18 protein-coding genes are annotated in these 23,399 nt (G+C 37.9%); 11 read left to right on the plus strand and 7 right to left on the minus strand.

Going from position 1 to position 23,399, the window contains the following annotated elements:
* Positions 1-230 precede the first annotated feature (230 nt).
* The 3 genes from CXF71_RS14060 to CXF71_RS14070 all read left to right on the plus strand — a co-directional run bounded on the left by CXF71_RS14060 (position 231) and on the right by CXF71_RS14070 (position 5,640).
* Positions 231-953 carry a class I SAM-dependent methyltransferase gene (locus CXF71_RS14060; protein WP_101233586.1) on the plus strand — a complete coding sequence of 241 codons (723 nt, stop codon included), beginning with the start codon at positions 231-233 and terminating at the stop codon, positions 951-953.
* Between the two features lie 407 nt (positions 954-1,360).
* Positions 1,361-1,816: a hypothetical protein gene (locus CXF71_RS14065; RefSeq protein ID WP_101233587.1), complete on the plus strand. Its 456-nt coding sequence runs from the start codon at positions 1,361-1,363 to the stop codon at positions 1,814-1,816.
* Positions 1,817-2,463: 647 nt separating this feature from the next.
* Complete coding sequence (locus tag CXF71_RS14070; RefSeq protein ID WP_101233588.1) at positions 2,464-5,640, plus strand: bifunctional diguanylate cyclase/phosphodiesterase; 3,177 nt, start codon at positions 2,464-2,466, stop codon at positions 5,638-5,640.
* A 2-nt stretch (positions 5,641-5,642) separates the two neighbouring features.
* Here the strand turns inward: CXF71_RS14070 and CXF71_RS21970 are convergent, their stop codons facing one another.
* Complete coding sequence (locus CXF71_RS21970; protein WP_101233589.1) at positions 5,643-5,867, minus strand: ATP-binding protein; 225 nt, start codon at positions 5,865-5,867, stop codon at positions 5,643-5,645.
* 261 nt (positions 5,868-6,128) lie between these two features.
* Between CXF71_RS21970 and CXF71_RS14080 the strand changes: the two genes are divergently transcribed.
* Positions 6,129-6,800 carry a peptidylprolyl isomerase gene (locus tag CXF71_RS14080; RefSeq protein ID WP_101233590.1) on the plus strand — a complete coding sequence of 224 codons (672 nt, stop codon included), beginning with the start codon at positions 6,129-6,131 and terminating at the stop codon, positions 6,798-6,800.
* Positions 6,801-7,014: 214 nt separating this feature from the next.
* Here CXF71_RS14080 and CXF71_RS14085 read toward each other — a convergent pair whose 3' ends face one another.
* Both CXF71_RS14085 and CXF71_RS14090 read right to left on the minus strand, forming a co-directional pair.
* Complete coding sequence (locus CXF71_RS14085) at positions 7,015-7,800, minus strand: oxidoreductase (RefSeq protein WP_101233591.1); 786 nt, start codon at positions 7,798-7,800, stop codon at positions 7,015-7,017.
* Between the two features lie 72 nt (positions 7,801-7,872).
* Positions 7,873-9,204, minus strand: a complete 1,332-nt coding sequence (locus CXF71_RS14090; protein ID WP_101233643.1) for an aldehyde dehydrogenase family protein — start codon at positions 9,202-9,204, stop codon at positions 7,873-7,875.
* A gap of 160 nt (positions 9,205-9,364) precedes the next feature.
* Between CXF71_RS14090 and CXF71_RS14095 the strand changes: the two genes are divergently transcribed.
* Positions 9,365-9,721: a winged helix-turn-helix transcriptional regulator gene (locus CXF71_RS14095; protein WP_101233592.1), complete on the plus strand. Its 357-nt coding sequence runs from the start codon at positions 9,365-9,367 to the stop codon at positions 9,719-9,721.
* Between the two features lie 160 nt (positions 9,722-9,881).
* Here CXF71_RS14095 and CXF71_RS14100 read toward each other — a convergent pair whose 3' ends face one another.
* Entirely contained in the window at positions 9,882-11,918 is a 2,037-nt protein-coding gene (locus CXF71_RS14100; RefSeq protein WP_101233593.1) for a glycoside hydrolase family 97 protein, read from the minus strand.
* Positions 11,919-12,143: 225 nt separating this feature from the next.
* On the opposite strand from CXF71_RS14100, the gene CXF71_RS14105 reads away from it, so the two are divergent.
* Both CXF71_RS14105 and CXF71_RS14115 read left to right on the plus strand, forming a co-directional pair.
* A complete protein-coding gene (locus CXF71_RS14105) occupies positions 12,144-13,427 on the plus strand; it encodes a lytic murein transglycosylase (RefSeq protein ID WP_101233594.1) in 1,284 nt (427 codons plus the stop codon).
* A gap of 845 nt (positions 13,428-14,272) precedes the next feature.
* Positions 14,273-15,139: a hypothetical protein gene (locus CXF71_RS14115; RefSeq protein ID WP_232771486.1), complete on the plus strand. Its 867-nt coding sequence runs from the start codon at positions 14,273-14,275 to the stop codon at positions 15,137-15,139.
* A 90-nt stretch (positions 15,140-15,229) separates the two neighbouring features.
* Here the strand turns inward: CXF71_RS14115 and CXF71_RS14120 are convergent, their stop codons facing one another.
* Complete coding sequence (locus CXF71_RS14120) at positions 15,230-15,616, minus strand: carboxymuconolactone decarboxylase family protein (RefSeq protein WP_101233597.1); 387 nt, start codon at positions 15,614-15,616, stop codon at positions 15,230-15,232.
* Positions 15,617-15,976: 360 nt separating this feature from the next.
* On the opposite strand from CXF71_RS14120, the gene CXF71_RS14125 reads away from it, so the two are divergent.
* Both CXF71_RS14125 and CXF71_RS14130 read left to right on the plus strand, forming a co-directional pair.
* Positions 15,977-16,681: a VC0807 family protein gene (locus CXF71_RS14125; protein WP_101233598.1), complete on the plus strand. Its 705-nt coding sequence runs from the start codon at positions 15,977-15,979 to the stop codon at positions 16,679-16,681.
* A 252-nt stretch (positions 16,682-16,933) separates the two neighbouring features.
* Positions 16,934-17,959, plus strand: coding sequence for an endonuclease/exonuclease/phosphatase family protein (locus CXF71_RS14130; protein ID WP_101233644.1), 1,026 nt, complete (start codon positions 16,934-16,936; stop codon positions 17,957-17,959).
* 66 nt (positions 17,960-18,025) lie between these two features.
* Here the strand turns inward: CXF71_RS14130 and CXF71_RS14135 are convergent, their stop codons facing one another.
* Positions 18,026-18,673: a substrate-binding periplasmic protein gene (locus CXF71_RS14135; protein WP_157826766.1), complete on the minus strand. Its 648-nt coding sequence runs from the start codon at positions 18,671-18,673 to the stop codon at positions 18,026-18,028.
* Between the two features lie 569 nt (positions 18,674-19,242).
* A complete protein-coding gene (locus CXF71_RS14140; protein ID WP_101233600.1) occupies positions 19,243-20,793 on the minus strand; it encodes a DEAD/DEAH box helicase in 1,551 nt (516 codons plus the stop codon).
* 689 nt (positions 20,794-21,482) lie between these two features.
* Here CXF71_RS14140 and CXF71_RS14150 point away from each other — a divergent pair.
* Positions 21,483-21,821 carry a GIY-YIG nuclease family protein gene (locus CXF71_RS14150; RefSeq protein ID WP_101233602.1) on the plus strand — a complete coding sequence of 113 codons (339 nt, stop codon included), beginning with the start codon at positions 21,483-21,485 and terminating at the stop codon, positions 21,819-21,821.
* Between the two features lie 131 nt (positions 21,822-21,952).
* The gene (locus CXF71_RS14155) at positions 21,953-23,062 is read left to right on the plus strand and encodes a c-type cytochrome (protein WP_101233603.1); all 1,110 of its coding nucleotides are present in this window, start codon (positions 21,953-21,955) and stop codon (positions 23,060-23,062) included.
* Positions 23,063-23,399: the final 337 nt, after the last annotated feature.

Genomic DNA, 23,399 nt, shown 5'->3' on the forward strand with positions numbered 1-23,399 from the left:
TTACTCAAAAAATAAGTCCCCATACCTAATGGTGTTTATTAGCTCAATATTTCCTCGAAGACTCCCACTTATCCCATCACAACAAGTATCAAAATTTCTATAATATTTCTATAACGACCTATTATAAGTTTTTTATAAGACTATTTTCTAAAACCTTGTTTTAATCTTTCCAAATAAGGCGTCACAAGAAAAACGATTAAACCTAAAACAAAAAATTAAAGGAAGTATTTATGAAAAAACTCTTATTACCCCTACTTATCGCTTCAACATTAAGCTCTCCGGTACTTATTGCTGCCGATTTTTCTGAAAATATTAAACAAGCGATGTCGGCTGATATTCGTACCGACAAAGAAAAAGATCGCGATCGAAACCGGAAACCAGTAGAAACGCTTAAGTTTTTCGGCATAAAAGATGATATGAAAGTATTGGAGTTGGTTCCTGGTGGTGGTTGGTATTCAAAGTTGTTAGCGCCTGCACTTCGAGACAATGGACAGTTTTATTTAAGTCTGGGTACTAAAAATCTTAAAGACTCTCTACTGAAGAATGCCGCTTTTGATAAAGTTAAATTAGTAGGTAGTGAAGAGTACGATTTTATAAACCTAAACTTTAACGTTAACGATCTTGATGCGGTGCTGACATTCCGTAACTATCATAATTTTGATGAAGCTGAACGTATCAGCGTTAACAAAGCCGCTTTTAAGGCATTAAAGCCTGGTGGCGTTTATGGCGTAGTTGATCACACGCGCAGACATATGCAAAAAAACAACGATGAAAATGGTCGACGTTTTGATCCTGTATTTGCGATTAAAGAAATTCAACAAGCAGGTTTTGTATTAGTTGATTATTCAAATCTACACTATAGAGCCGACGATGAGTTGCGCTTCGAAGTGGGCCGAAAAACGATTAGGGGTAACTCAGACCGTTTCACTTTATTATTTAAGAAACCTGAATAACACCCTTCCCTGCTTTTATCACTGTGATTAATTGGTTAACGGTTGCAAGCCTTGCCTTCAAAGCAGCAAGTAGCAGACCCTCACTCATTTTACGGGATGAATAGGCTCAATGAAAATAAGTAGCTGATGAATAACCCGTTACTTTGTTAAGTACATTTAACTCTCGTTAAGAGTAGTTAAGTTAAGCTGATATTAATGATTTATATCGTTCAAAGGGCCTATTAGCGTAGGTTCTTTAATTTGATTAATATATTTCAAGGTAGTGAATAAATATTATCTAATTAGCTAAAAACGCATCAATTACTGATGTAAATCAAAACATGAAGCGCATTGCTGTGTTCCACTTCATTACACAATTTTAGTAATTAACTTTGTCTTTCAACTGAGACAAACAAGTGCGAACTATTATGAATAAAACAGCAAAAATCATCTTGTTATTATTAGCCTCCTTATTTGTATTTCTCGGTATAAAGAGTTATCAACACTCAAAACCTTATGCTGAATTAACCAATATTCAAACAATTAAAGGCACTGTATCTCAACTACATTGTCCACCAAAAGGCGCTGCATCATTAAGCCTTACCGACGCTGATTTAACCTATAATTTATCAATTAAATTTAGAACTGATTATTGTGATGAAAAAAAATCACCAGTACTGTTAGGTAAAGAAGTTACTGTGCAATCGGTGCAAGTAAATGGCAGTTTTTATCAAGTTTATCAACTTGAAGATAATGGTCAGGTAATTTTAAACCCTAGTGATGTAGAAGCAGACCAATCAAGTGCTACCTTAGGTTTGTTTTTCTTAGCGTTTTTATTGATTACTTTAGTCGCTTATAAAAGTCGCCCTGTCAGCAATAAATAAGTAATACCCATTCCTTAAGTATTGCCCACTTGTACTGGTTAAAAGACAACAAACCTTCTATGTACTCAATCCCAATAGCCAACGATTGGAATTGAGTGTCTTACCTTAATTTATTTTCTCTACGCACAACAAAGCCACAAACTTAATGAAAGGGCGACAACTCATTTTTTGCTTTGCCTCTCTGCTGACACTAGAGTTTAGCAGCCCAATATTTATTAGACGTATGTTGTTTTTATATATTGGGCCATTTTAACTTACCACCTTTTAGGTACAAATGTTCGTATTGTCGTGCTTAACTGAGGAGTATCTTTTTTATTCTCACGTTTATTTTACTCCTCTTTTTTTCTTACCTGCTAAAATTAATTAACAGGTAATTAATACCAAGTTGATTAAGTTCTTTCCCACTCAGCGAGAATTAAAAGGCTTAGAGGCAAGGCATTGATTGAAGAGAATGGTTATTCCCTTATCAAAATCAATAACGCAGCATGTAAACCTTTTAAACTCGCCCTCTGGGAGCTTTCTCGATGTTCATTAACATCGTTAAGTTTATTTGATTTAGAATGACTAAACCGAAACAAATTTGCCTTGTTATTGAACATCGAGCAGAGCTCTGAGTTGGGAAGAAATTTAATCAAATTGGTATAACAATGGTTTTTATTGAAATGCCCACATATTTTTCCAAAGATATACTGCCAACAATAACCCTTGCGCTTATCTATGTTATTTCTGCAAAAATAGGTTTACTGTTTGTCTTTGAACAAGCTAATACCAGTCCTATATGGCCAGCTACGGGTATTGCAATAGCAGCAATACTGATAGGTGGTTTTCGTCTATGGCCCGGTATTTTCATAGGCGCTTTTTTGGTCAACTTGTCTGTTTCGTTTTCCTTTTTACTGAGTGTCAGCGTAGCGGTAGGCAATACCCTCGAAGCAGTTAGCGCCGGTTACCTTATTTTACGTTTTTCCAGCGCTAAACCTTTCTCTAAAACCACCGAAACAGCTGTTTTTATACTCGCCATTTTTGCTGCCAGCCTGATTAGTGCTTCTATTGGTATAGGTAGCCTACTTGTCGCTGATGTAATTACTCAGGAACGTTTTTTACTTTTATGGGAGACGTGGTGGATTGGGGATTTTGTCGGGGGAGTCATCGTCGCGCCATTTATATTAACCTGGTACCATTTACCTAAAAATAGCTTTACCAAAAATCAATTGCTTGAAGCTATTCTTATCTTAACAACCACTCTAGGTATCGTTAGTCTCGTTTTTGGCCAATGGATAATGTTAGACCTGTATAAAGAGTTGATGATGTTTTTTTTATTACCGATTATAGTCTGGTCTTCTTTACGTTTTCATCATCATGGCGTGACGCTGGTTGTTATAGTGATTGCAATCGCGGCTATCATTGGCACAAAAAATGGTTTTGGCCCTTTTATTTTGGCGAGCGAAAGTGAGTCACTGCTCCTTGTTCAAGCCTATATGGGCGCAACCATGTTTACAGCCTTATTGTTAATGGCTGCCCTAGAAGAAAGATTACAGGCTCATAGAGAAATACGTTTAAGTCAAAAAAATTTAAAAGACACCATTACAGCCCGCACCCAAGAATTAACAGCGTCTAATGTGCTCCTAGAAAATGAAATACACCAGCAGAGCCATCTTACAGACTCTTTAAAAGATCTTTTATATTATATTGATCATTCCTCAGCCGAAGACTTTTATATTAACTGCGCTAAAACCTTAACGCAGACCTATAAAACACAATTTTCATTTATTGGACTCTTTGCCGATAGAAAAAAGACCCGTATCAAAACGCTAGCGGTCTGGGCAGAAGACGGTGCAGCTGAAAATTTCACTTACAACCTTAAAGGCTCTCCATGTGCCGACGTATTAGACCATTCGATGGAATTTATTTGTAGTGGGGCAGCACAGCTCTATCCTGATGACGAATTACTTATTCAAATGGGTATAGAAAGTTACTTCGGTTCACCTTTAAAAACAGTAGCAGGGGAAGTTATTGGTATCATGGCCGTGATGGACACCAAACCTTTAACTATCGATACCGCGTTAAAATCAGTATTGGGTTTATTTTCAAATAAAGTGGCCCAAGAACTTCAAAGAAGAGTATCGATCGAAGAACTTGAATTGGCGGCTAGTGTCTTTGATGAAAGCTTAGAAGCGATAATGATTTGTGATGTTAATGCCAATATTATTCGAGTGAATCCTGAGTTTACCGAAATTACCGGATACGGGCTAAATGAAGCGTTAGGCAATACCCCAAAATTATTAAAATCAGGACATCATTCAGAAGATTTTTATGCGCGTTTATGGTCAAGCATTAAGAATAAGGGCTATTGGAAAGGAGAGGTAACCAATAAACGCAAAAATGGTGACCTATTCATTTGTTGGCAAATTATCAAAGCGGTTAAAGACAATGTCGGTAATGTTCAACAATACATTAGTATTTTTTCCGATATTACCGAAAAGAAAAAGGCAGAAGAGCAAATATATAAACTGGCACATCACGATCTAATTACCCAATTACCTAATAGGCTGTTTTTTCAAAAAAGGCTTAATGATTCAATCATACTTGCTGATAATGCAGCGCACCAACTGGCCGTCATGTTTATCGACCTAGATCATTTTAAATTAATTAATGATACCTCCGGTCATTCCGCGGGCGACGAGTTATTACAAAAAGTGGCATTGAGACTTAAAAAAATCATCGGTATTAACAATGTTATCTCTCGGTTTGGCGGAGATGAATTTACCGTATTACTGCCTTATATTAAATCAACTGAAGAAGTAGCGGCTGTAGCCGCTGACATACTAGACTCTTTACTCTTACCTTTTTCTATCTTGAGCAATGAAATAACCATTGGTGCGAGTATTGGTATTGGTATTTTCCCTGACGATGGCAAGGACGCTTCAACCTTACTTAGCTGTGCGGATAATGCCATGTATAGTGCAAAAGAAGGTGGTAGGGCGAGTTGTCATTTTTATACTAAACAGATGAGAATTGACACCCATGAAAGAGTGATGATGGAAAGAGAACTTAGGGATGCTCTTAAAGATGGTGAGTTTTTTCTGCATTATCAACCTCAAATTGATATACGAACAAATAGCGTTATTGGCACTGAAGCATTGATAAGGTGGCAGCACCCTACTAAAGGTCTAATCCCTCCGGATAAGTTTATTCCCGTTGCTGAAGCGACAGGATTAATTGTACCTATTGGTCAATGGGTCATTGAAGAAGCTTGCCGACAACTACAGCTTTGGATAGACGATGGATTTGACGATTTGACCATGGCTATTAACCTTTCAGCTAGACAATTTTTTCAAAAAGATTTACTAGAAATCATCGAACAAGCCATAGAAGTATCCGGTATTCCGCCGTCCAAATTAGAATTTGAAATTACCGAAAGTATGATGATGGTAAATATTGAAGAAACCATTGAGACTCTTCATAAAATAAAAAGTATAGGGGTGCAATTATCCATAGATGACTTTGGGACAGGGTATTCGTCATTATCATATTTAAAAAGATTTCCACTGAATAAAATCAAAATTGACAAGTCATTTATCGATAATATCACTGATAACACAGACGATTTATCCATAGTTAAGGCCATTATTGGCATAGCACATTCACTTAACTTAACCGTCATTGCTGAGGGGGTTGAAACAGTAGAACAATATCAACTACTTACTCAATATCAATGTAATGAAATTCAAGGCTATTATTTCAGCAAGCCTTTAGCCGGCTTAGAAGCAGGAAACTTTCTTATAGAAATGAAAAATGTACAAGTCAATTTTGGCTCATTAACTTAACACTAAACTGACTTTACTATTAAGGGTAAAGTAATACAGAACATGATGCCTTTACCTTGCCTAGTTTTACATTGAATATTGCCCTGCATAAGCTGCACAACGAGGTTATATATTATGCTCAGCCCTGCCCCTAAACTCTTATTTCCCATATCAGTAGTATCAAATGGTTCAAAAATATCGGTTAACCCAAATAAAAAAGGTGAATAAGAAAAGTGAGATGACGACAAATACCTGCTTAGTTATTAGCATGGAGTCATAAACCAGTAGATATAAGTATCAGAATTTAATTATAGTTGTTAATTGCCTTATAGATGCGTAATAGTGAACTGGACATATTCGTGTTAACGAGTGATAGTCTCGATAATAACTGTCAATAAAAAATCATGCCTTAATGCTATTACCTAGCGCTTGATACCTGATAACATCTGACAACACCCAATAAGTTAAAAAACTTACAATAAATTTACATAAACCATAAGACATTAGATATGAATAATAAGAAAAAAATCATTGCTAGCCTATTGCTAATAATCACGCTAACGGCTTGTTCTGGAGGCGATGCTGCCATTAAAAAGGCAAACGACTTTATTACTAAACAAGCAGTAGATAAAACTGATGCGGCTTGGAAAACCAAGTTAAGCCAACCACCATTACTTACCTTTACCCAAGGAAAAGATTATTTTTGGGAACTGCAAACAAGTCAGGGCAATCTCACGATAAAGCTGTTAACCGATTCAGCACCTATGCATGTTTCTAGCACCGTTTATTTAACTAAATTAGGTTTCTATGATGACTTGATTTTTCATCGCGTTATCCCTGGGTTTATGGCGCAAGGTGGTGATCCTACCGGAACTGGTGCTGGTAACCCTGGTTATAAGTATGATGGCGAATTTAGTGATAATTTTGATGGTGAATTAGGTCACAACGAAGCCGGCACGTTAAGTATGGCAAATGCTGGCCCTGGTACTGATGGCAGTCAATTTTTCTTAACCTTTAAACCGACGCCTTTTTTGGATGGTAAACATACTGTTTTTGGTCAAGTCGTTGCAGACTTAGAAGACAGCTTAACTAAAATTGAAGCGTTAGGCAGTCGAAGTGGCAGAACCAAAGAGGCGATTAAAATTATTAAAGCATCTATTCGTATCGCTGACAGTAAATAATCGAGTAACCTCAACTTAGATTGCAGCGCAAACAATATGATATGGGGAACTATCGGTCCCCTTATCAATTTCCTGAGCAATAGCCTTACAATTATGTTGCATGACTAACTCAACTTTATAGACTTTTTATGCTTGGCATCGTGGTAATAACGAAAAGCGAACAAACATAATGATGTTATGTTCGTTTTTATTCAATGACAAAAGCGAACTATGCTTACAATTCAAATAAAACATCGCTACGAATTATATATTTAATACCATCAGTAATAGGTACTGAACTATGAATGCAATGTAATGGATGCATGCCGTGAGGGAAGCATAAAATACCGCCTGCAGGGGTTCGTACATCAACATTTTTAACCTTGTCATCACGTGTAGCCGGTTGAGTCGGATCTTCACCATTCACTAAGAAACGCGTTTCTCCCCCTTGAAAATTTTCACTTAAAAAGATTAAAAAGGTCATTTGGCTATAACGATCAGGATAAGCATTAGCAACCAACTCGTTATTAATAACACGACTGCCCGGCCAAGAGCCATCAGAGTGAGGCTTGAAATAATCTTCTGGATTATAACGATAGAAACGAAAACGTGCATTGATACCCAACGCTTTACTGCCAGCAAAGATAGCTTGCCTATCATCCATTAAATGCGCAATACGTTGCCAAATAATGCCATCAGTTTGTTCATCAACAATCCAGGTTAAGCTATCGTTATGACGAACACTACGTGGTAGGGAAACAGCGGCATCGGGTAAAAAACCCAACTGTTCACTAATACTAATTAACTTTTCACATTCATCTTTTGATAATACATTTAATAGCTGAAAGGCACCGGGCACCTTCGCCAATTCGTGTCGTTCAATACTGCTTACATCAAATTGTTCGCTCAAACTTGCTGGGTTTACTTTACGATTACCCCATGCGGGTAAAGCTGGATGTTCTGCGCCTTGCTCTAACGCAGCGACAAAAAAGTCTGTGGATGTGTCTATTTTTTCATTCATATTTTACCCTCTCAATAACTGATTTATCGGTATTGCTGCGTGATCTAAGTTAAGTGCTCGCGGTTAATTGTACTATTTGTTGATAATTCGAAGCTGGGAAAACTGGCGATGACCGGCAGCGGTACCATGAAAACCAAAACCACTTTGCTTAGCGCCGACCCAAGGACCAAGACCGCCAGCGCCTTGATTAATCGCCACCATGCCAGCTTCCATTTGCTCTGCAACCGCATTTGCGCCAGCGCCACCAAATACCACAGCACCTAAACCGTATGGACTAGCATTAGCGCGTTCAATCGCTTCAGATAGTTCAGTAAAACGACTAATAGCCACCACAGGACCGAAGGTTTCATCTTGCTCTAACAGCATATCTGGGGTGATGCCAGTCACAACCGTAGGCTGTATATAAGGCAAATCATAATGGGGATTTCCTAATAAAAATGTTGCTCCTTTAATTTGAGCATCTTCAAGCTGAGACAATACCTTAGCATGCTGCTTAGGGTTAACAATTGGGCCAATATTAACATTATGTTGATCCCAAGGACCCGCTTGATAACGACGAGCTAAAGCAACCACTTTTTGCTCAAACTCATCAGCTATACGTTCATCAACATAAATACGCTCGGTAGAGGTACACATTTGACCGGTATTTTCAAAAGAGCTAGCCACTGCAAACTGAACCGCTTCATCAATATTTGCGCTTGCCATAACGATAAGCGGATCATTGCCGCCCAATTCCATCACTAAACGTTTAAGTCCTGACGCAGCACTTGCCATAATGTCTTTGCCAGCAGCGAGAGACCCAGTGAAAGCCACCATATTGATGTCGGCATTAACCAACGCTTTACCGGTATCGGCATCTCCATGCGCTATTTGTAAGACATTTTCCGGCAGCACCTGATTTAATGTTTTCACAAAAAGTTCAGCAACCAAAGGCGTTTCTTCCGACGGTTTTACCACCACACTGTTACCCGCAACTAACGCTGGTAATAACAAATTATTCGCCATCGCTAAGGGATAATTCCAAGGTGAGATAACGGCAACAACGCCTAATGGTCGGTATTGCATTTCACCATTGTGCCCCATTGATTCGGTCTTTAACGCTTGCGCTATTTCCTGAGTAAAATAGGCCGCATTCTGCACTGTACCTGTGACTTCGTAATCCGCTCTACGATAATCTTTACCCATCTCTTTACTGATCAATAATGCTAACTGATCCTCTACCGAAGTAAGACGCTCGTATGCCTGCACCACTTTTTGTTGTCGCTCATCAAGAGAAAGTGCCGACCATGCTTTTTGCGCTTTTTTAGCACGTAAAATAACCGCTGGCATTTGTGCCGGCACAGTAATGGGAACATCACCCAGAGGTGCTCTATTAATGGGATCATAAGAGGTGAGTATTGGCATAAAATGTGGTCCTAAAATTGCGCTAAAGTTCATGTGAGCGTTAGTTGCTAACGCCAATGCAGCTTTATTAATAAGGTATATAAAACAGTATTATGCTAGAGTGGTTTATTAAAGCAACCAGTATACTTTTAGTAACCACTAAGTTAGAGCTACCAATACAATGAAAAGCACAACAAAAACAAATAGTAGCGGTAAAAAAATAAATTTAGAAAGCTGTGAGCAACCTTGCCTTATTGAGCGGGGCATGCGAGTTTTAGGGGGGAAATGGAAAGCGTCTATTCTCTGGCATCTAAAAGACGGTCCAGTACGTTTTAATGAATTATCTCGTATGTTAGGTGGCGCCAGTAAGAAGATGGTCGATCAGCGTTTAAAGGAATTAGAAGTTCAAGGCTTAGTCACGCGTGAAGTGATCAGTGATCGCCCTATAGCTGTCGCCTATGAAATCACCGACTTTGGCCGTACTGCCTTAGATATTTTAGAAAAGCTTAAAGATTGGACTGAAGATAACGGTCTTTAGTCTTGGTTTTGAGAAGTCAGTGGCGCCCTCCTCACCATACTATTTAATCACCCATTAATGTAACGGCGGTGGCTGCCCATTTATTATCCATAGTTAAGAGCAACCATCTGCATTTGTACACTATATTGCTACATTATTTACTAATACCATCATGTCCCTATTAATCTAATGCTTTAAATCTAATTGCCGCACCACCGCTAGTAGCTAAAGGCAATAACAATAAATCTGAAGCGGTAACCGTTTTTTGTTCAATAATCATCTCATAGGGATTATCTATCCAGTTTGCTTCTTTACCATCACGATAAATTTGCGCTTGATACTTTTTACCTTTTTCTAAAAAGCTTAAAGATAAGCTAATATCGCGCGCTTCTTCATTCGTTAATGCGCCGACAAACCAATCTTTTCCATCGCGTTCTTGGCGAGCAAAGGCGACAAATTTTCCAATTTCACCGGCAATAGCTTTACTTTCTTGCCAGTCAGTTGGCACATCACGAATAAATTGAAAGGCAGGTAAGTTAGCTTCGTAATTACGTGGTAAGTCAGCTGCCATTTGAATGGGACTATAAATCACCACATAAAGAGCTAATTGTTTCGCCAAGGTTGTTTGTGGACGATTAGCCTTTTCGCCTAAACCGTTAAAACCCATATCGAAGATGCCTGGTGTGAAATCCATAGGTCCTGATAACAATCGAGTAAAGGGTAATATTGCCGTATGCTCAGGCGGATTAGGTGGTGATCCCCATGCATTAAACTCTTGTCCTCTAGCGCCTTCTCGCGATAACCAGTTAGGGTAAGTACGGCGAAGTCCAGTATCTTTTATTGGCTCATGTGTATTGATGCTAATTTGATATTTTGCCGCTTCTTTAACATTATGAAGATATTCATTAACCATATATTGACCATCATGCCACTCATGGCGAACAATGCCATTGTCATCAATACGTTTAATGTTTCCACCATCAGCAACGTAACCTGTTTTCACTTGACGTACACCATGCTGTTGATACATAGCAAAGGCATCAGCCATTTGGTCACGATAATTAGTCACGTTCCCTGATGTTTCATGATGACCAATAAGGCGAACACCACTGGCTAAACCATGCTCGGAGATTACTTTAAGATCAAAATCATCATACGCTTTGGTAAAATTAAAGACATCACCATTATAAAACCAATCGCCATCCCAGCCAATATTCCAACCTTCAACTAATACGCCATCAAAACCATATTTGTCGGCAAAGTCCATATAACGCTTCGTCTCACTTGTGGTCGCACCATGTTTATCACCACTGCCCCATGTGGTTTCATTAATGTGCATACCCCACCAAATACCCACGTATTTACCGGGTTCAATCCATGACGTATCAGCCAATTTACTCGGTTCATTGAGATTTAAAATAAGGTTTGAATTTAGCAAGCCAACCGCATTCTCACTCATTTGAATAGTGCGCCAAGGCGTTGTGAAATTTGGTTTTTTCTTCACTAAAATGCCATCAGACCACGGCGTTAAGTCAGCTTTTAATACGCCACCACGCATTTGTTTTAAGGTCATGCCCGCATAGTCAACTAAGGCAGCTTCGTGAATACTTAGGTGAGTACCTGAGTTAAGTTTAAAGGTGAAAGGTGTATGAACTTGGTCAACTTCAGAAAATGGAGTTGTTTTATACATGTATTCATAACGGTTCCATCCGCGCGAGGGTATCCACCATGCGGTTGATTCATTGGCATTATTAATTGAAAATTCGGTCAGTTCATTGGTTATTTCGATGCTTCCATCTAAGCCCTTTTGTGCGGGTACTTCATATCTAAAACCAACACCGTCGTTAAATACTCGAAATTTCACGTTGAAAACATTGGCACTTTCTCGATGAGTTGAAAAAGTGACGGTCAGCTCATTATGGTTATCACGAACATGCTTTCGCTCGCCCCAAGGTTGTTGCCAAGTGCTATCTTTGCTAGCCTTTGCTGAGTGCTTTATTGAAAAACCTGCACCTAATTCTGCCGCTTTTTTAAAACGTAAGCCAAGACGAGAATCAGCGATAACCATTTCACTATTTAGCGTAATGCTGTAACTAGGTATTTTATCATCGTTTATTGAGACGATAATTTTTCCATCTGGTGAGGTTACTTGCACTGTTTGTGCAAATAACAACGGCGATATTAAGTATGTGGTTATAACCAACAGTATTTTTTTCATTATTATTCCTGACTATCTTCAATATTATTAATAGCATAAGAGTAGTGAGAATGAATTACAGCTACTTGCATACGTATTCAATGAGTTGATTGCATAATCTTTAACTTAAATTATTTAATGAAAACGATGATTAATACTGGTTATCAAGGTAACATTTAGCGATAGCATTACTCATGTTGTGCTATTTTATTTTCAGCTTTAATTTTAGCCAAGGAATGCTCATTTATGCACTCGTCACACAATTTTGATAAACAAAAACTTAATTTCTTTAATGTTAGGAAATTAATGTTCATCTGCTTATTTATCCCTATCCTTGCTAATGCAACGATTGCCGATCCAGACTTTTCCCAATGTAAGATAAATTTAGTTGAACGAGCTAAAACAGCAGGTTTTTCTTCTTATATTACGCAAAAAGTTATTGGTGATATTTCGCCTATTGAACGCGTGATTGCTTTAGATAAAAAACAACCCGAATTCACCCAAACGTTTGAGCAATATATTAAGGCGAGAGTTACCGATTACCATGTTCGAATGGGTAAGGAAAAGTTAAAACATAACCAGGAACTGTTTGATAGCTTAGAAAAAAAGTATGGTGTACCGCGCCAGTACTTAGTCTCTTTTTGGGGCTTAGAAACAGTTTTTGGCAAACACAAAGGTAAAATGTCGGTACTTAATTCCTTGGCAACGTTAGCCTGTGATGAGCGCCGTAGTGAGTTTTTTACGCTTGAATTATTAAACTTATTCACTTTAATTGAAACAGAACAAGTTGCGGTTGAGCAATTACAAGGATCTTGGGCTGGAGCGATGGGGCACATGCAATTTATGCCTACCGCGTTCTTAAAGTATGCGGTAGATGGTGATAATGATGGCAAAGTAGATGTTTGGAAAAGTGAAGCTGATGCCTTAACAACAGCGGCAAATTACCTAAATAAAATCGATTGGCAATCCAAAGAACGTTGGGGCAGAGAAGTTAAATTACCAGAGAACTTTGCCTTTGATAAAGTCGCTTTTGATCAATATTACCCGCTTGATTATTTTCAGCAGTTAGGTGTTAAAAAAACAAATAACCAAGCATTACCTACTTATGATATTCAGGCTGAGCTTTATTTACCTTCTGGATACCAAGGTCCTGCATTTTTACTATACCCAAATTTCAATGTCATTATGACCTGGAATCTTTCAAAAAGTTATGCGCTATCAGTCGGCATATTAGCCAATAAATTAGTGGGTGCTAAAGAGATGTCTTTTTTACAAAAAGCGCAAACTGACGTGAAACCTTATAGTACTGCTGACATGAAAAATCTACAAAGCCAACTCAACGCATTAGGGTTTGAAACAGGTGAGCCCGACGGCATTTGGGGACCAAAAAGTAGAGATGCCATTCGATCATTTCAACTACAGCATCAACTTATTGCCGATGGATACCCAAATAAAGAAGTTTTTTCAACGATTACGTTCGTGCAGAGTAAAACCAAAACTATTACGCCGAGCATCAATCAGGAAGGTTAATTGAAGAGTGTTATGTATTGGACAAAGGAGCATTAGCTGCATATTGCGTGTATTTTACTTCTTTTTCCAATACTGTAATTGTTTATTAATAATTTGTCTCACTGAATCCGTCATCCGCGCCAATAGGTCATCGTTTAAATCATTCACTAAAGGATGCTGATGTTCTTATTCTTTAGTGCCGGTATAAAATTTATTAAATTATTCATTAAGTTACCGGTTATTATTATAATTAAGATTATTGGTATTGGTATTGATTTAGGTACAACAAACTCAAGTGTAGCGGTTATGGAGAATGGTTCTTTGATTTTAAAGAGCTATCACCGATTAGATTTGTATCCATAACTACTTGTTCACCATAAAGTCGGGCTCAAACTAAGTGATTTACCCTGTCTAATTACGAGCGTTTATTCTCAAACAGACATAGCGCTTGTTAGGTCTTTAAGTCAATTGTGTTGTATTTCTTTTCTTTTCTTTTCTTTTCTTTAGATTCATAGACGTTCAGACAGTTAAAACGCTATAAAGATGGCCTGTTACTTAAAATAATTATTGTTTTAATCTAAGCTGTTGCCTAGATAAGAAATCGCGTTTATTATTCTCATACTTTTTGATATAACTATAATAACAATTGATTTTTTAGTGAGTTAACTATCGTACTAATAAAATTTACCCTGCTTACATTCTTACTACTCTGGTGCTCAATAACCTTTGCCGTATCAACGTCAGACTGGAAACAAGTCATTCGAGATACCCCTTACGCTTTTAGCAAAGGGGCATCCCATAATTTAGCCGAGTTACGCCGCTGGGTATTACTGTCGAATGGTTATTGCGAGGTCCCTGACCGACATGTGTTTTTTGATCAACGAGGCCGATTCTTAACCTGGATGGATAATGATGATACGGCGATAGAAACACAGGCAAAGTTAAATAAAGTTCGTTTGCAATTACACCAGAATAATAAAGTTAATAGATGGATTGAAGGAAGTGCTTCTACCGTAGGTTACCCCTTTGCTTTGAGTTGTGATCAACCATGGGTCGACATTCGGGCAGCTATTGATCGCGTAAAAGGCACCGCGCCGGAATCGAAAGTATGGGGTACTTGGGACGGTGTTAAAGCGGGCACAGAGTCAAATCCTATTAGTTTGGAAGCATTGGTCAGCTTAATGTATCAACACCGGAGTTCGCAACTGGCTGAGCCAATAGATACATTGTCATTGGGATTATTTGTCGGCCAGTTAATTATTGAAAGCGGAGCAAAAAAAAATGTTCGTTCAAGCCAGAATGCTTTAGGTATGTTGCAGTTAAAACCTGAGGTTCTGCATGATTGTGGTATTGAAAAGCGCTTCTATCAACATCGTATGGCACAGGTAGATTGTGCAGTACGTTTATATGTCATGATTAAACGAAATCTTCAGCCCGTATTTTTATCGGTATTTGGTCACCTTGATAAGAGAAAACAACAAGCACTCTTCGATATACTCTTAGTACAATCTTACCACTCAGGCATTGGCGCGATGACAAAATTACTGACTGACACCGAGATGGGAAAAGCGGCCCGTTACTTTGCTGAACACCAGCAAGAGTTCTCTGCCGAAGATATTGCTACGGGTATGATATTTCATAATTTGGGTCGCCAACCTTGGGGCTGGGAGTCACTTTATTATGTAGTGGATATTATGATAGTGTCTAAGTCCTTATCCGCACACAAAAGATAATGCAGGGCTTTTGGGCACTTATCATAGAATTCAAGCTAACTAGGTAATTGCTGCTCTAAAGCATTATGCGTAGCACATTTATCAGAGAGTCTATTCCCAAGTATCAATCACTTCTCTAGCGGCTCTCATCGCCTCAATTGCCGCGGGAAAGCCACAATAAACGCTAGCATGCAGAATCACTGCTCTTATCTCTTCTTTAGTTACACCGTTACGTAATGCACCACGAATATGGCCTTTCAATTCATTAGGCGCTTTTAAGGCTATCAACATAGAAATAGTCACTAAACTTCGTGTATCTTTGGGTAAATCATCTCGACTCCAAGTACTTCCCCACGCATTTTCCATCACTAAATCCTGCAATGGTTGATCAAATTCATTAGCATTATTTAACGCGCGATCAACAAACTCATCACTCATTACTTCACGACGAACTTGCTCTCCATTTCGATAACTCTCATTCTGGTGTTTTATGGTCATGTTTATTGCCAATGTAATAAATAAGCTTTAATCATAAAAAGAATGGTCAAAAATAAACAGAAAAAAGAGTGAATGGTTACTATAGGTAGCAGTGATATTTAGCCGATAATATTAATAAAGTGAGTTTGGTATTAGTGATTAATGATTAATCACTAATCACTAATCAACTGAATAGTACTTGGCTTAGTAAAGCCAAAACATTCAATCTCTTTCTGGCTATAGCCATTTAAGAAGGCCCTTTTTTTAGCGCTAAAGAAAACAGTTACAATAAAAGACCTTTTTCATCTATGTCAGCTTTGTTATCTAATAGCAGATGAAATATACTGACCCTTCTCATTTATTCCTTAGTATGAAAGTATCGTGTCAATTCAAACAAAAGCTAAACGCCCTAATAACACCTTTTTAGAACTCATTTATAATATTGCTATTCCGTCGATTATTTTAATGAAATTATCGGGGGACGACTATTTAGGTTCTATGTATGCATTAATTTTGGCCTTATTCTTCCCCCTTGGTTATGGCTTGTATGACTTTATTAAAAACAAGTCGATGAACTTTATTTCGTTACTTGGCTTTTTAAGTACCTTGCTAACCGGTGGTATTGGTTTATTTGAATTAGATGTGGAATGGCTGGCAATTAAGGAAGCGGCAATTCCATTAGCGATAGGGTTAGTCGTGCTCATATCTGGTTTTTGGGGCAAACCTTTAATCGCTAAAATTTTGTTAAATCCGGTGTTGTTTAATTTAGATTTAATCTATCAAACGCTATTAGATAAAAATAAAACTAATGAGTTTAAAGCTAAAATTCAGCGAGCAAACCACCTTTTATCAGTCACTTTTGTTTTTTCTGCGACGATGAATTATCTCTTGGCTAAATGGATTGTAGTTAGCCCTGCCGGTACCACAAAGTTTAATGAAGAGCTGGGTGAAATGACCATGTTGAGCTATCCGGTCATTGCCATACCCTCAACGATAATGTTAATTGCGATCATGTTTTATGTAGTAAAGAGTGTGATGAAGTTAACGAGTTTAAAGTTGGAACAAGTATTACACGCTGATAAATAACGATAACATCATCCCCTATCCTCAAATATATTAGTGCTATGCTAATTTAAATTACTGTTTTTTAATGGGATAATTTTATAAATGATGAGGTATAATTATGCTTCATCGTTTAGTAGAGCTATCATCATCAATCATATTGATAACAAAGATAAAACAGAAAACAATCAGATACTCCCCGCTATTTCTGTATCAAAAATAGCGACATCAGATACAGCTGTAAAAAATTTAAAACTTAAAATTGCTACCTTCAATTTGTTTAACTACCTTGAACCACCTAATGCTTATTATGAGTTTGAACGTATTTATAGTGCCGAACAATGGAAAAAAAAGCAGAATTGGATTAGCGATTATTTACGTGAATATCAGCCTGACATTATTGGTTTTCAAGAAGTATTTAGTCCTGAGTCGTTAAAAGAATTAGTGAGTACTCAAGGCTATGATTATTTTGAAGTGGTTGATCAACCCCAAGTCATTGATGATTTTATTTATAAACGTCCTGTTGTTGCCATTGCATCTCGTTATCCTATTGTTGATATTCAAGCGGTAAAACCTAACAGTGAACTTGCTACAACATTAGGTTTAGCTGATGACTTTTCTTTTAGCCGAAAGATACTAAGAGCGACGGTTGATATACCCCACATGGGCAACTGTGATTGTTATGTGGTGCACTTTAAATCTAAACGTTCCATGATTGAACTTGATGAGAAAAATAATAATTGGTCACCAGAAAAAACGATCATTGAAAGCCTAAAAGCCACTGTAGCGGGTGGTTGGGGATCAACAATAAAGCGTGGTAGTGAAGCAACGTTATTGATGATTGATATGATTGAACGCCGTGAGACTACCGGTTACCCTATGGTATTAATGGGCGATTTTAATAATAACTTAGCTGATGGGGTATTGAGTCATTTAACGACAAACACCCTACGTTTTGTGTCACGTATTGACAGTGATGCTTACCTAGCTAAATATTGTTTAAATGACTGCTGGGATTTATTTCAAGCGGCGTTAACTAATGATGCAACTGATGCAGACAATCTCGGACTAAATAGAAAAGAGAAAGCACCACGTACTCCAACCCATTATTTTGGCGCGGGTAGCTCAGTACTCGATTACATTTTATTATCGTGTGAGTTTGATGCCAGTTATCACGATAGTCTCTATCAGGTTAGTGATTATCATACTTACGACCGACATTTAATTAATCCTATTTTCGATCGTGATGGCGAAAGTACCGATCATGGTATTGTCTTAGTGACTTTAACCTTAAGATCTTAATTAGGAGCAATAACTGAACATTTATTTGGGCTGATGAAGTCGAAAGTATGAAGTGCGCGGGGATTGTTATTTGTTAAAAAGTTCTTTAAATGAAGGCGCTTGTTTAACACGTTGTAATGCGGATTTTAGCTTATCTATAACTTTTTCATCGGTATTTAAACTTACCGCTACATACAATTCAAAAGTTTCGATAACGGGTCCTTGCTCCTTAAATAGACACTTATCTACATTAGGCTCGAAAAAAATGGACGTATTAGCATACGTAATATCCGCTCTACCTTTTTCTAACATTTTCCATACTGTTTTGTCGTCAACAACGAGGTACAAATTAACCCCCTCCTTGAATCCCATGCGTTGAAGTGAGTTGGCTTCAAAACTATCACGTACGGTTACCACCCTATAATTGAGTGCATCACGGATCGTTTTAATATTTATATCTTGATTATATTTAGTCGAAACAAAAGTATAATTCAAGTGCTGTAGTTGACCAACCCACCGAAATAACAACTCTCTTTCTACACTTCTCGTTATTGAGTAAATGATGGTGTTATCTCTGCTGAGTCCCATTTTATATGCGCGTGCCCAAGGTAAAACCTCATGAGGGGCTTGTATATTTGCACGCTTTAGTACTTCTTTCATAATCAGGTAAGAAGAACCCCCAATAACTTGTCCTTTTTCGACAATCTGATAAGGAGGAAGATGCTCTGTGACCACTCGAATATCATCTGCACTCGCCTGCCAAGGACTGAAAACATAAAGTAAACATAATAATTTGAGTATTATACCAAGTTGATTAAGTTCTTTCCCACTCAGCGAGAATTAAAAGGCTTAGAGGCAAGGCATTGATTGAAGAGAATGGTTATTCCCTTATCAAAATCAATAACGCAGCATGTAAACCTTTTAAACTCGCCCTCTGGGAGCTTTCTCGATGTTCATTAACATCGTTAAGTTTATTTGATTTAGAATGACTAAACCGAAACAAATTTGCCTTGTTATTGAACATCGAGCAGAGCTCTGAGTTGGGAAGAAATTTAATCAAATTGGTATTAGTCTTCGCATTATAAATGGCGATTTATCTGGAAGTTATAGATAAAGTGACTATAGCTATGTAACCTTTTTTTTACAAATTGGCATCGAAAAAATGTTCATAGTGATCATTAACCATGGTACTACCAAGTTATTTTCCCTATGCATTCAATAGAGATAAATAGACCTTAACTCAACTCATAATTAGGGCAAAAAAAAGAGCCGTTAAGCTCTTTGTTTATTGATATACCCGATGTTTATGCCTTAGCAACCACCTCTGTGACGGTTAAATCTTGCATTGCTATTGCCGTTATCAAATTACTCACTTTAGGTAATAAAGCTCTAATTGATTGGTTTTGAGCGTGCATTGTTTCGACTAACTTAGTGCAACTATCAACTAAAGCATCACTGTAAGCAAAACCTATCAAGGCAACGATCTTAACCATAGCCAACTCATCAAGCATCTTGGTATTTTCGTCTTGCTGTTCATAAACAATATTAACCAACTCGATAGTACTGACCAGTTTTTCCATTCTAGGGTTAAGCCTAACTAACGATTTAGCTCGCTTGCTCACCGTTTTATCAATAAGCTCCTTGCTGGCAGTTAACGTATTCTGAATTTTTTTGCGCGTAACAGGTGACTTCTTCTTGATAACTTTACGCTCTATTGATTCTCTGTAGCTGAACTCGCCATCAACAAACTGCGCTATGTTAGTCACACTCAATCTTTCAGACATTATCGCTGCAGACTTAGCCGTTTTACGGGTAAAGTCTCTATAATCTTCCGCAAAACCATGGGTAGAGATACATTGCGCTAAATCTAATATTAACGCATTAGCTTTACCTTTTGATGCACGTAAACATCGACCGATAATCTGTAAATACAACCTTAATATCTTAGTAGGTCGGGCTAAAACAACGCAATCGGTAGTAGGGTCATCAAATCCTATGGTAAGCATAGACATATTGATGATTAACCTCACCTCGTTTGACTTATATCTACGTATGCTTTCATCATTAGCATCTCCGGTGCGCTGAGAGTGAACAATTTCGTGTTCAACACCGAGCAAACCAAAAGCCTCAGATAGTGCTTCTACATGTTTAATAGAGTTAGCAAATAGCATAACCTTACGACCATGAGACAATGCGTCATCAATGGTCTGCTGAGCAACTAAGGAGCAATGTTCCAATAAGATACAATCTAAACCAGAAACACTAAAGTCACCTCGGTACATTTTGACCGTACTATAATCTATCTCTTGAGATAGGCTAGGTACTTTGTAAACAGGCTTGGCTAATTCACCTAATTCAATCAACTCTCTGGTAGTCGTCTCTTCGATCAATTTCATCGACTTATCAATATAGACGCCTAATCTATCAATCGGTGTGGCAGTGAGCCCTATAATCAAGTCAGGTGATAGCTCTTCTCGCATAGCGATATAAACACCACCCATGCACCCTACATGATATTCATCGCGAAGCAGTACATCACACTTTATATTTAGGTGCTTTCTTCTGGCAAATGACTGCTCCATAATTAAAGTCACATCACCGCCAGCTATATACTTATAGCCTGATTTAACGACACTCACAGTCAAGCCATTAATCGTGAGCGTGTTTAATAATTGAGGGATCAATGCAGCATTACGTAGACTTACCACTACATTTTTGTCGGACATTGCTTGGCATAATTTAAGTATGCAGATACTTTTACCGCCCCCCGTAGGTAGTGCAATAATGGAATTTTCACCTGCGCCAATAGCCTTACTAACGCTGTTAATCTGGTAATGTTTTTCTAATATCTGCATGCCATACTACTCGGGGTTTTTTCTTATATAGGTATTATTAGCGGTTTTGTTAAACCAATGATTTCTACGTTTAAGCTTCCTTACACGCAAGCCCTCTAAAATCAGCCTTATATGTGTTGCAACACAAGTATTATCCAGAGGGGGACATCATTATATACCAAACGACTTCAAGGTGCAGGATTCAACTCGTCATTTTATTTTGCGCACTGTACGCTATTGCTTGGCAATGACTCTATCGAGAACATTCCAAGCGTTATTAGAAGGCATTTATACCCGTTACCACTCATAGTGCAGGATTTCATTGGGCATTAAAATGACTTTAGGTAAGGGAAATACTTTAATCATAGTCATTCTATGGTTTAAGTATTTAACGCTGTATAAAGTCATTTTCAACCCATCGCAGAAGCGCTCTGAAACCTGCATCTTAAATGATAACAGGCATAGATTAACCTCAACCTTCATAATTCCCTGTAGCGACCCACTAAAAAAATAAATAATCATCACCTTTAATAACGAAACATTGATCCGTATCAACCTCAGCTTCAAATAGTTCATCAATAGATACAAAACAGAACAGGATCAATATTTTCAAGTTAAATACTCGATAATATTACCTTATTGATAAGAGACTTAATCATTAAAAAAGCTGAATAAACCTCAACAATTTATTCATCAATAAGAGCTTACTTATGCGTATCAAAAATTCACAGCAGTGCTTAATTCCTGACAAAGCTTCATTTGGCAATGTCTATATAATGACACATTCTATTTTTTCCAATGTGATTAAGATTGGTTGTACAACAAGTGATGCCGAGGAGTATGCCAAATCACTTTCGGCTAAAAGTCCCGGCGATTATAAATTGTTTTTTTCTTTGCCTTGCGATAACCCCTGTCAGATACAGAAACAGTTAAGAAGGCATTTCGATGCTCAACAATACGTTAATGAGTTTTATGAAGTTGCGCCAGAAATTGCAAAAAATGTATTAAAAAGAGAAGTAATGAAAATACCCGTGTTAAGCCTCCATTAAGCGCTTTAAATGCTACTAGTTGTAGAAAATATGTTACGAAACTTTTCACCTTCAAAGTAGCCATTGCTTCTTATCTTTATGCTCGATAGTCTATTAACTAATCCTGATCATAAAATATAACAAACATAAACATGATTCCTTCACTTTTACATAAAACATTACTCGTTGGCTGCTTGTTAAGTTTTATTTCGCCTATTGAATTATTAGCTCAAGAGCACGAATTAGGTACATTACCGCCACCAAGAACACTAACGATAACTCAAGCAAAGGTTGCTTCAACAAATTACCAGAAATACTGTTCGTTATGCCATGGCGAAGACCGACAAGGTCATGTTAATGATCACGCCCCCTCGCTACGCAGTAAAAGTTTATTCGAATCAGGTGTACCTCACGCTATTTTAAGACCTATGTCCTATGGAAGAAAAGGCACTGCCATGGGTGGTTACCTTGATGAGGTGGGCGGACCGATGACGCTAGATGAAACCTGGGACTTAACCTATTGGCTATTTGAACAAGCTGGTGTTGAACGATTAAAACTATCCACTAAGCCTGTGCAGGGTGATATTAAGCGCGGGGAACAAGTCTATTTAGCTAATTGTACCAGCTGCCATGGTGTTCAGGGTGAAGGGATTACCGCTCCTGCTTTGGGCAATCAATCAGCCCTTGCCCACAACACCGATGAATTTATTCGTCATGCAATACAAAATGGTCGCCAAGATACACCAATGCAAGCTTTTAAAGATAAGTTATCGGCAAAAGACATCAACAATATAACCGCTTTTTTACGCAGCAAAGCACTCGGTTGGAAAGAAGAGAGAACCATACTTAAAGCCCTGCCAACACCTGAGCAATATGTAATTAATAAAAAGGGTGATGATCCGAACTTTTCTTTGCAAGATGGCATGTACGTCTCATCAAAAGATTTAAACACCGCATTATTGGCCAAAAACAAAATGGTACTGCTAGACACACGTGTACCCTCTGTTTGGCAAACTGCACATATAGAAGGATCCATTCCTTTTCCATACTATGCTGATCTCGATGACACAGTGGCTGGCATTCCAAAAGATGTACAAATTATTGCTTATTGTTCTTGCCCGCGTGCTGCAGCAGATTACACCATAAAAAAATTAAGAGATCGTGGCTACACACGTACTGCAGTTTTATGGGAAGGCGTTTTTGGTTGGATGAATCTAGGCTATCCGGTCATGCGCGGTGATATTGAAAATGTTGCCGATTAAAAAATAGAACAACTAAAATTGAAGCCTCAAAAAATTCGTCTAAAAGGAGCTATCGCTCCCTTTTTTATCCGCTATTAAACAATCATTAAACGTGAACCATAACTACCAGAGTAATGACTACCGGTGACTTGATGCTATCCCCAAAAAACAGGTTGTTACTCGACACTTATACCAATTCGATTAAGTTTGTGATCTTGTTGTGCGCAGGAAAAATAATTCAAGGGTAGGCGCTTGATTGAGCAATAGGGAGTATTGGGATTGAGCGCAACGCAGAAATTGTAAATTAAGACCATTTGAAGATGGGTAATTAATGAGTACAATTGGTATAATAAGTTAA

Source organism: Colwellia sp. 12G3 (assembly GCF_002836775.1).
GTDB lineage: Bacteria > Pseudomonadota > Gammaproteobacteria > Enterobacterales > Alteromonadaceae > Colwellia.

Coding starts and splice junctions, on each gene's coding strand:
- CXF71_RS14140 (WP_101233600.1), bottom strand. CDS start 20,793: ATGCAGATATTAGAAAAACATTACCAGATTAACAGCGTTAGTAAGGCT.
- CXF71_RS14090 (WP_101233643.1), bottom strand. CDS start 9,204: ATGCCAATACTCACCTCTTATGATCCCATTAATAGAGCACCTCTGGGT.
- CXF71_RS14155 (WP_101233603.1), top strand. CDS start 21,953: ATGATTCCTTCACTTTTACATAAAACATTACTCGTTGGCTGCTTGTTA.
- CXF71_RS14060 (WP_101233586.1), top strand. CDS start 231: ATGAAAAAACTCTTATTACCCCTACTTATCGCTTCAACATTAAGCTCT.
- CXF71_RS14150 (WP_101233602.1), top strand. CDS start 21,483: ATGCGTATCAAAAATTCACAGCAGTGCTTAATTCCTGACAAAGCTTCA.
- CXF71_RS14080 (WP_101233590.1), top strand. CDS start 6,129: ATGAATAATAAGAAAAAAATCATTGCTAGCCTATTGCTAATAATCACG.
- CXF71_RS14070 (WP_101233588.1), top strand. CDS start 2,464: ATGGTTTTTATTGAAATGCCCACATATTTTTCCAAAGATATACTGCCA.
- CXF71_RS14120 (WP_101233597.1), bottom strand. CDS start 15,616: ATGACCATAAAACACCAGAATGAGAGTTATCGAAATGGAGAGCAAGTT.
- CXF71_RS14095 (WP_101233592.1), top strand. CDS start 9,365: ATGAAAAGCACAACAAAAACAAATAGTAGCGGTAAAAAAATAAATTTA.
- CXF71_RS14065 (WP_101233587.1), top strand. CDS start 1,361: ATGAATAAAACAGCAAAAATCATCTTGTTATTATTAGCCTCCTTATTT.
- CXF71_RS14105 (WP_101233594.1), top strand. CDS start 12,144: ATGCACTCGTCACACAATTTTGATAAACAAAAACTTAATTTCTTTAAT.
- CXF71_RS14100 (WP_101233593.1), bottom strand. CDS start 11,918: ATGAAAAAAATACTGTTGGTTATAACCACATACTTAATATCGCCGTTG.
- CXF71_RS14085 (WP_101233591.1), bottom strand. CDS start 7,800: ATGAATGAAAAAATAGACACATCCACAGACTTTTTTGTCGCTGCGTTA.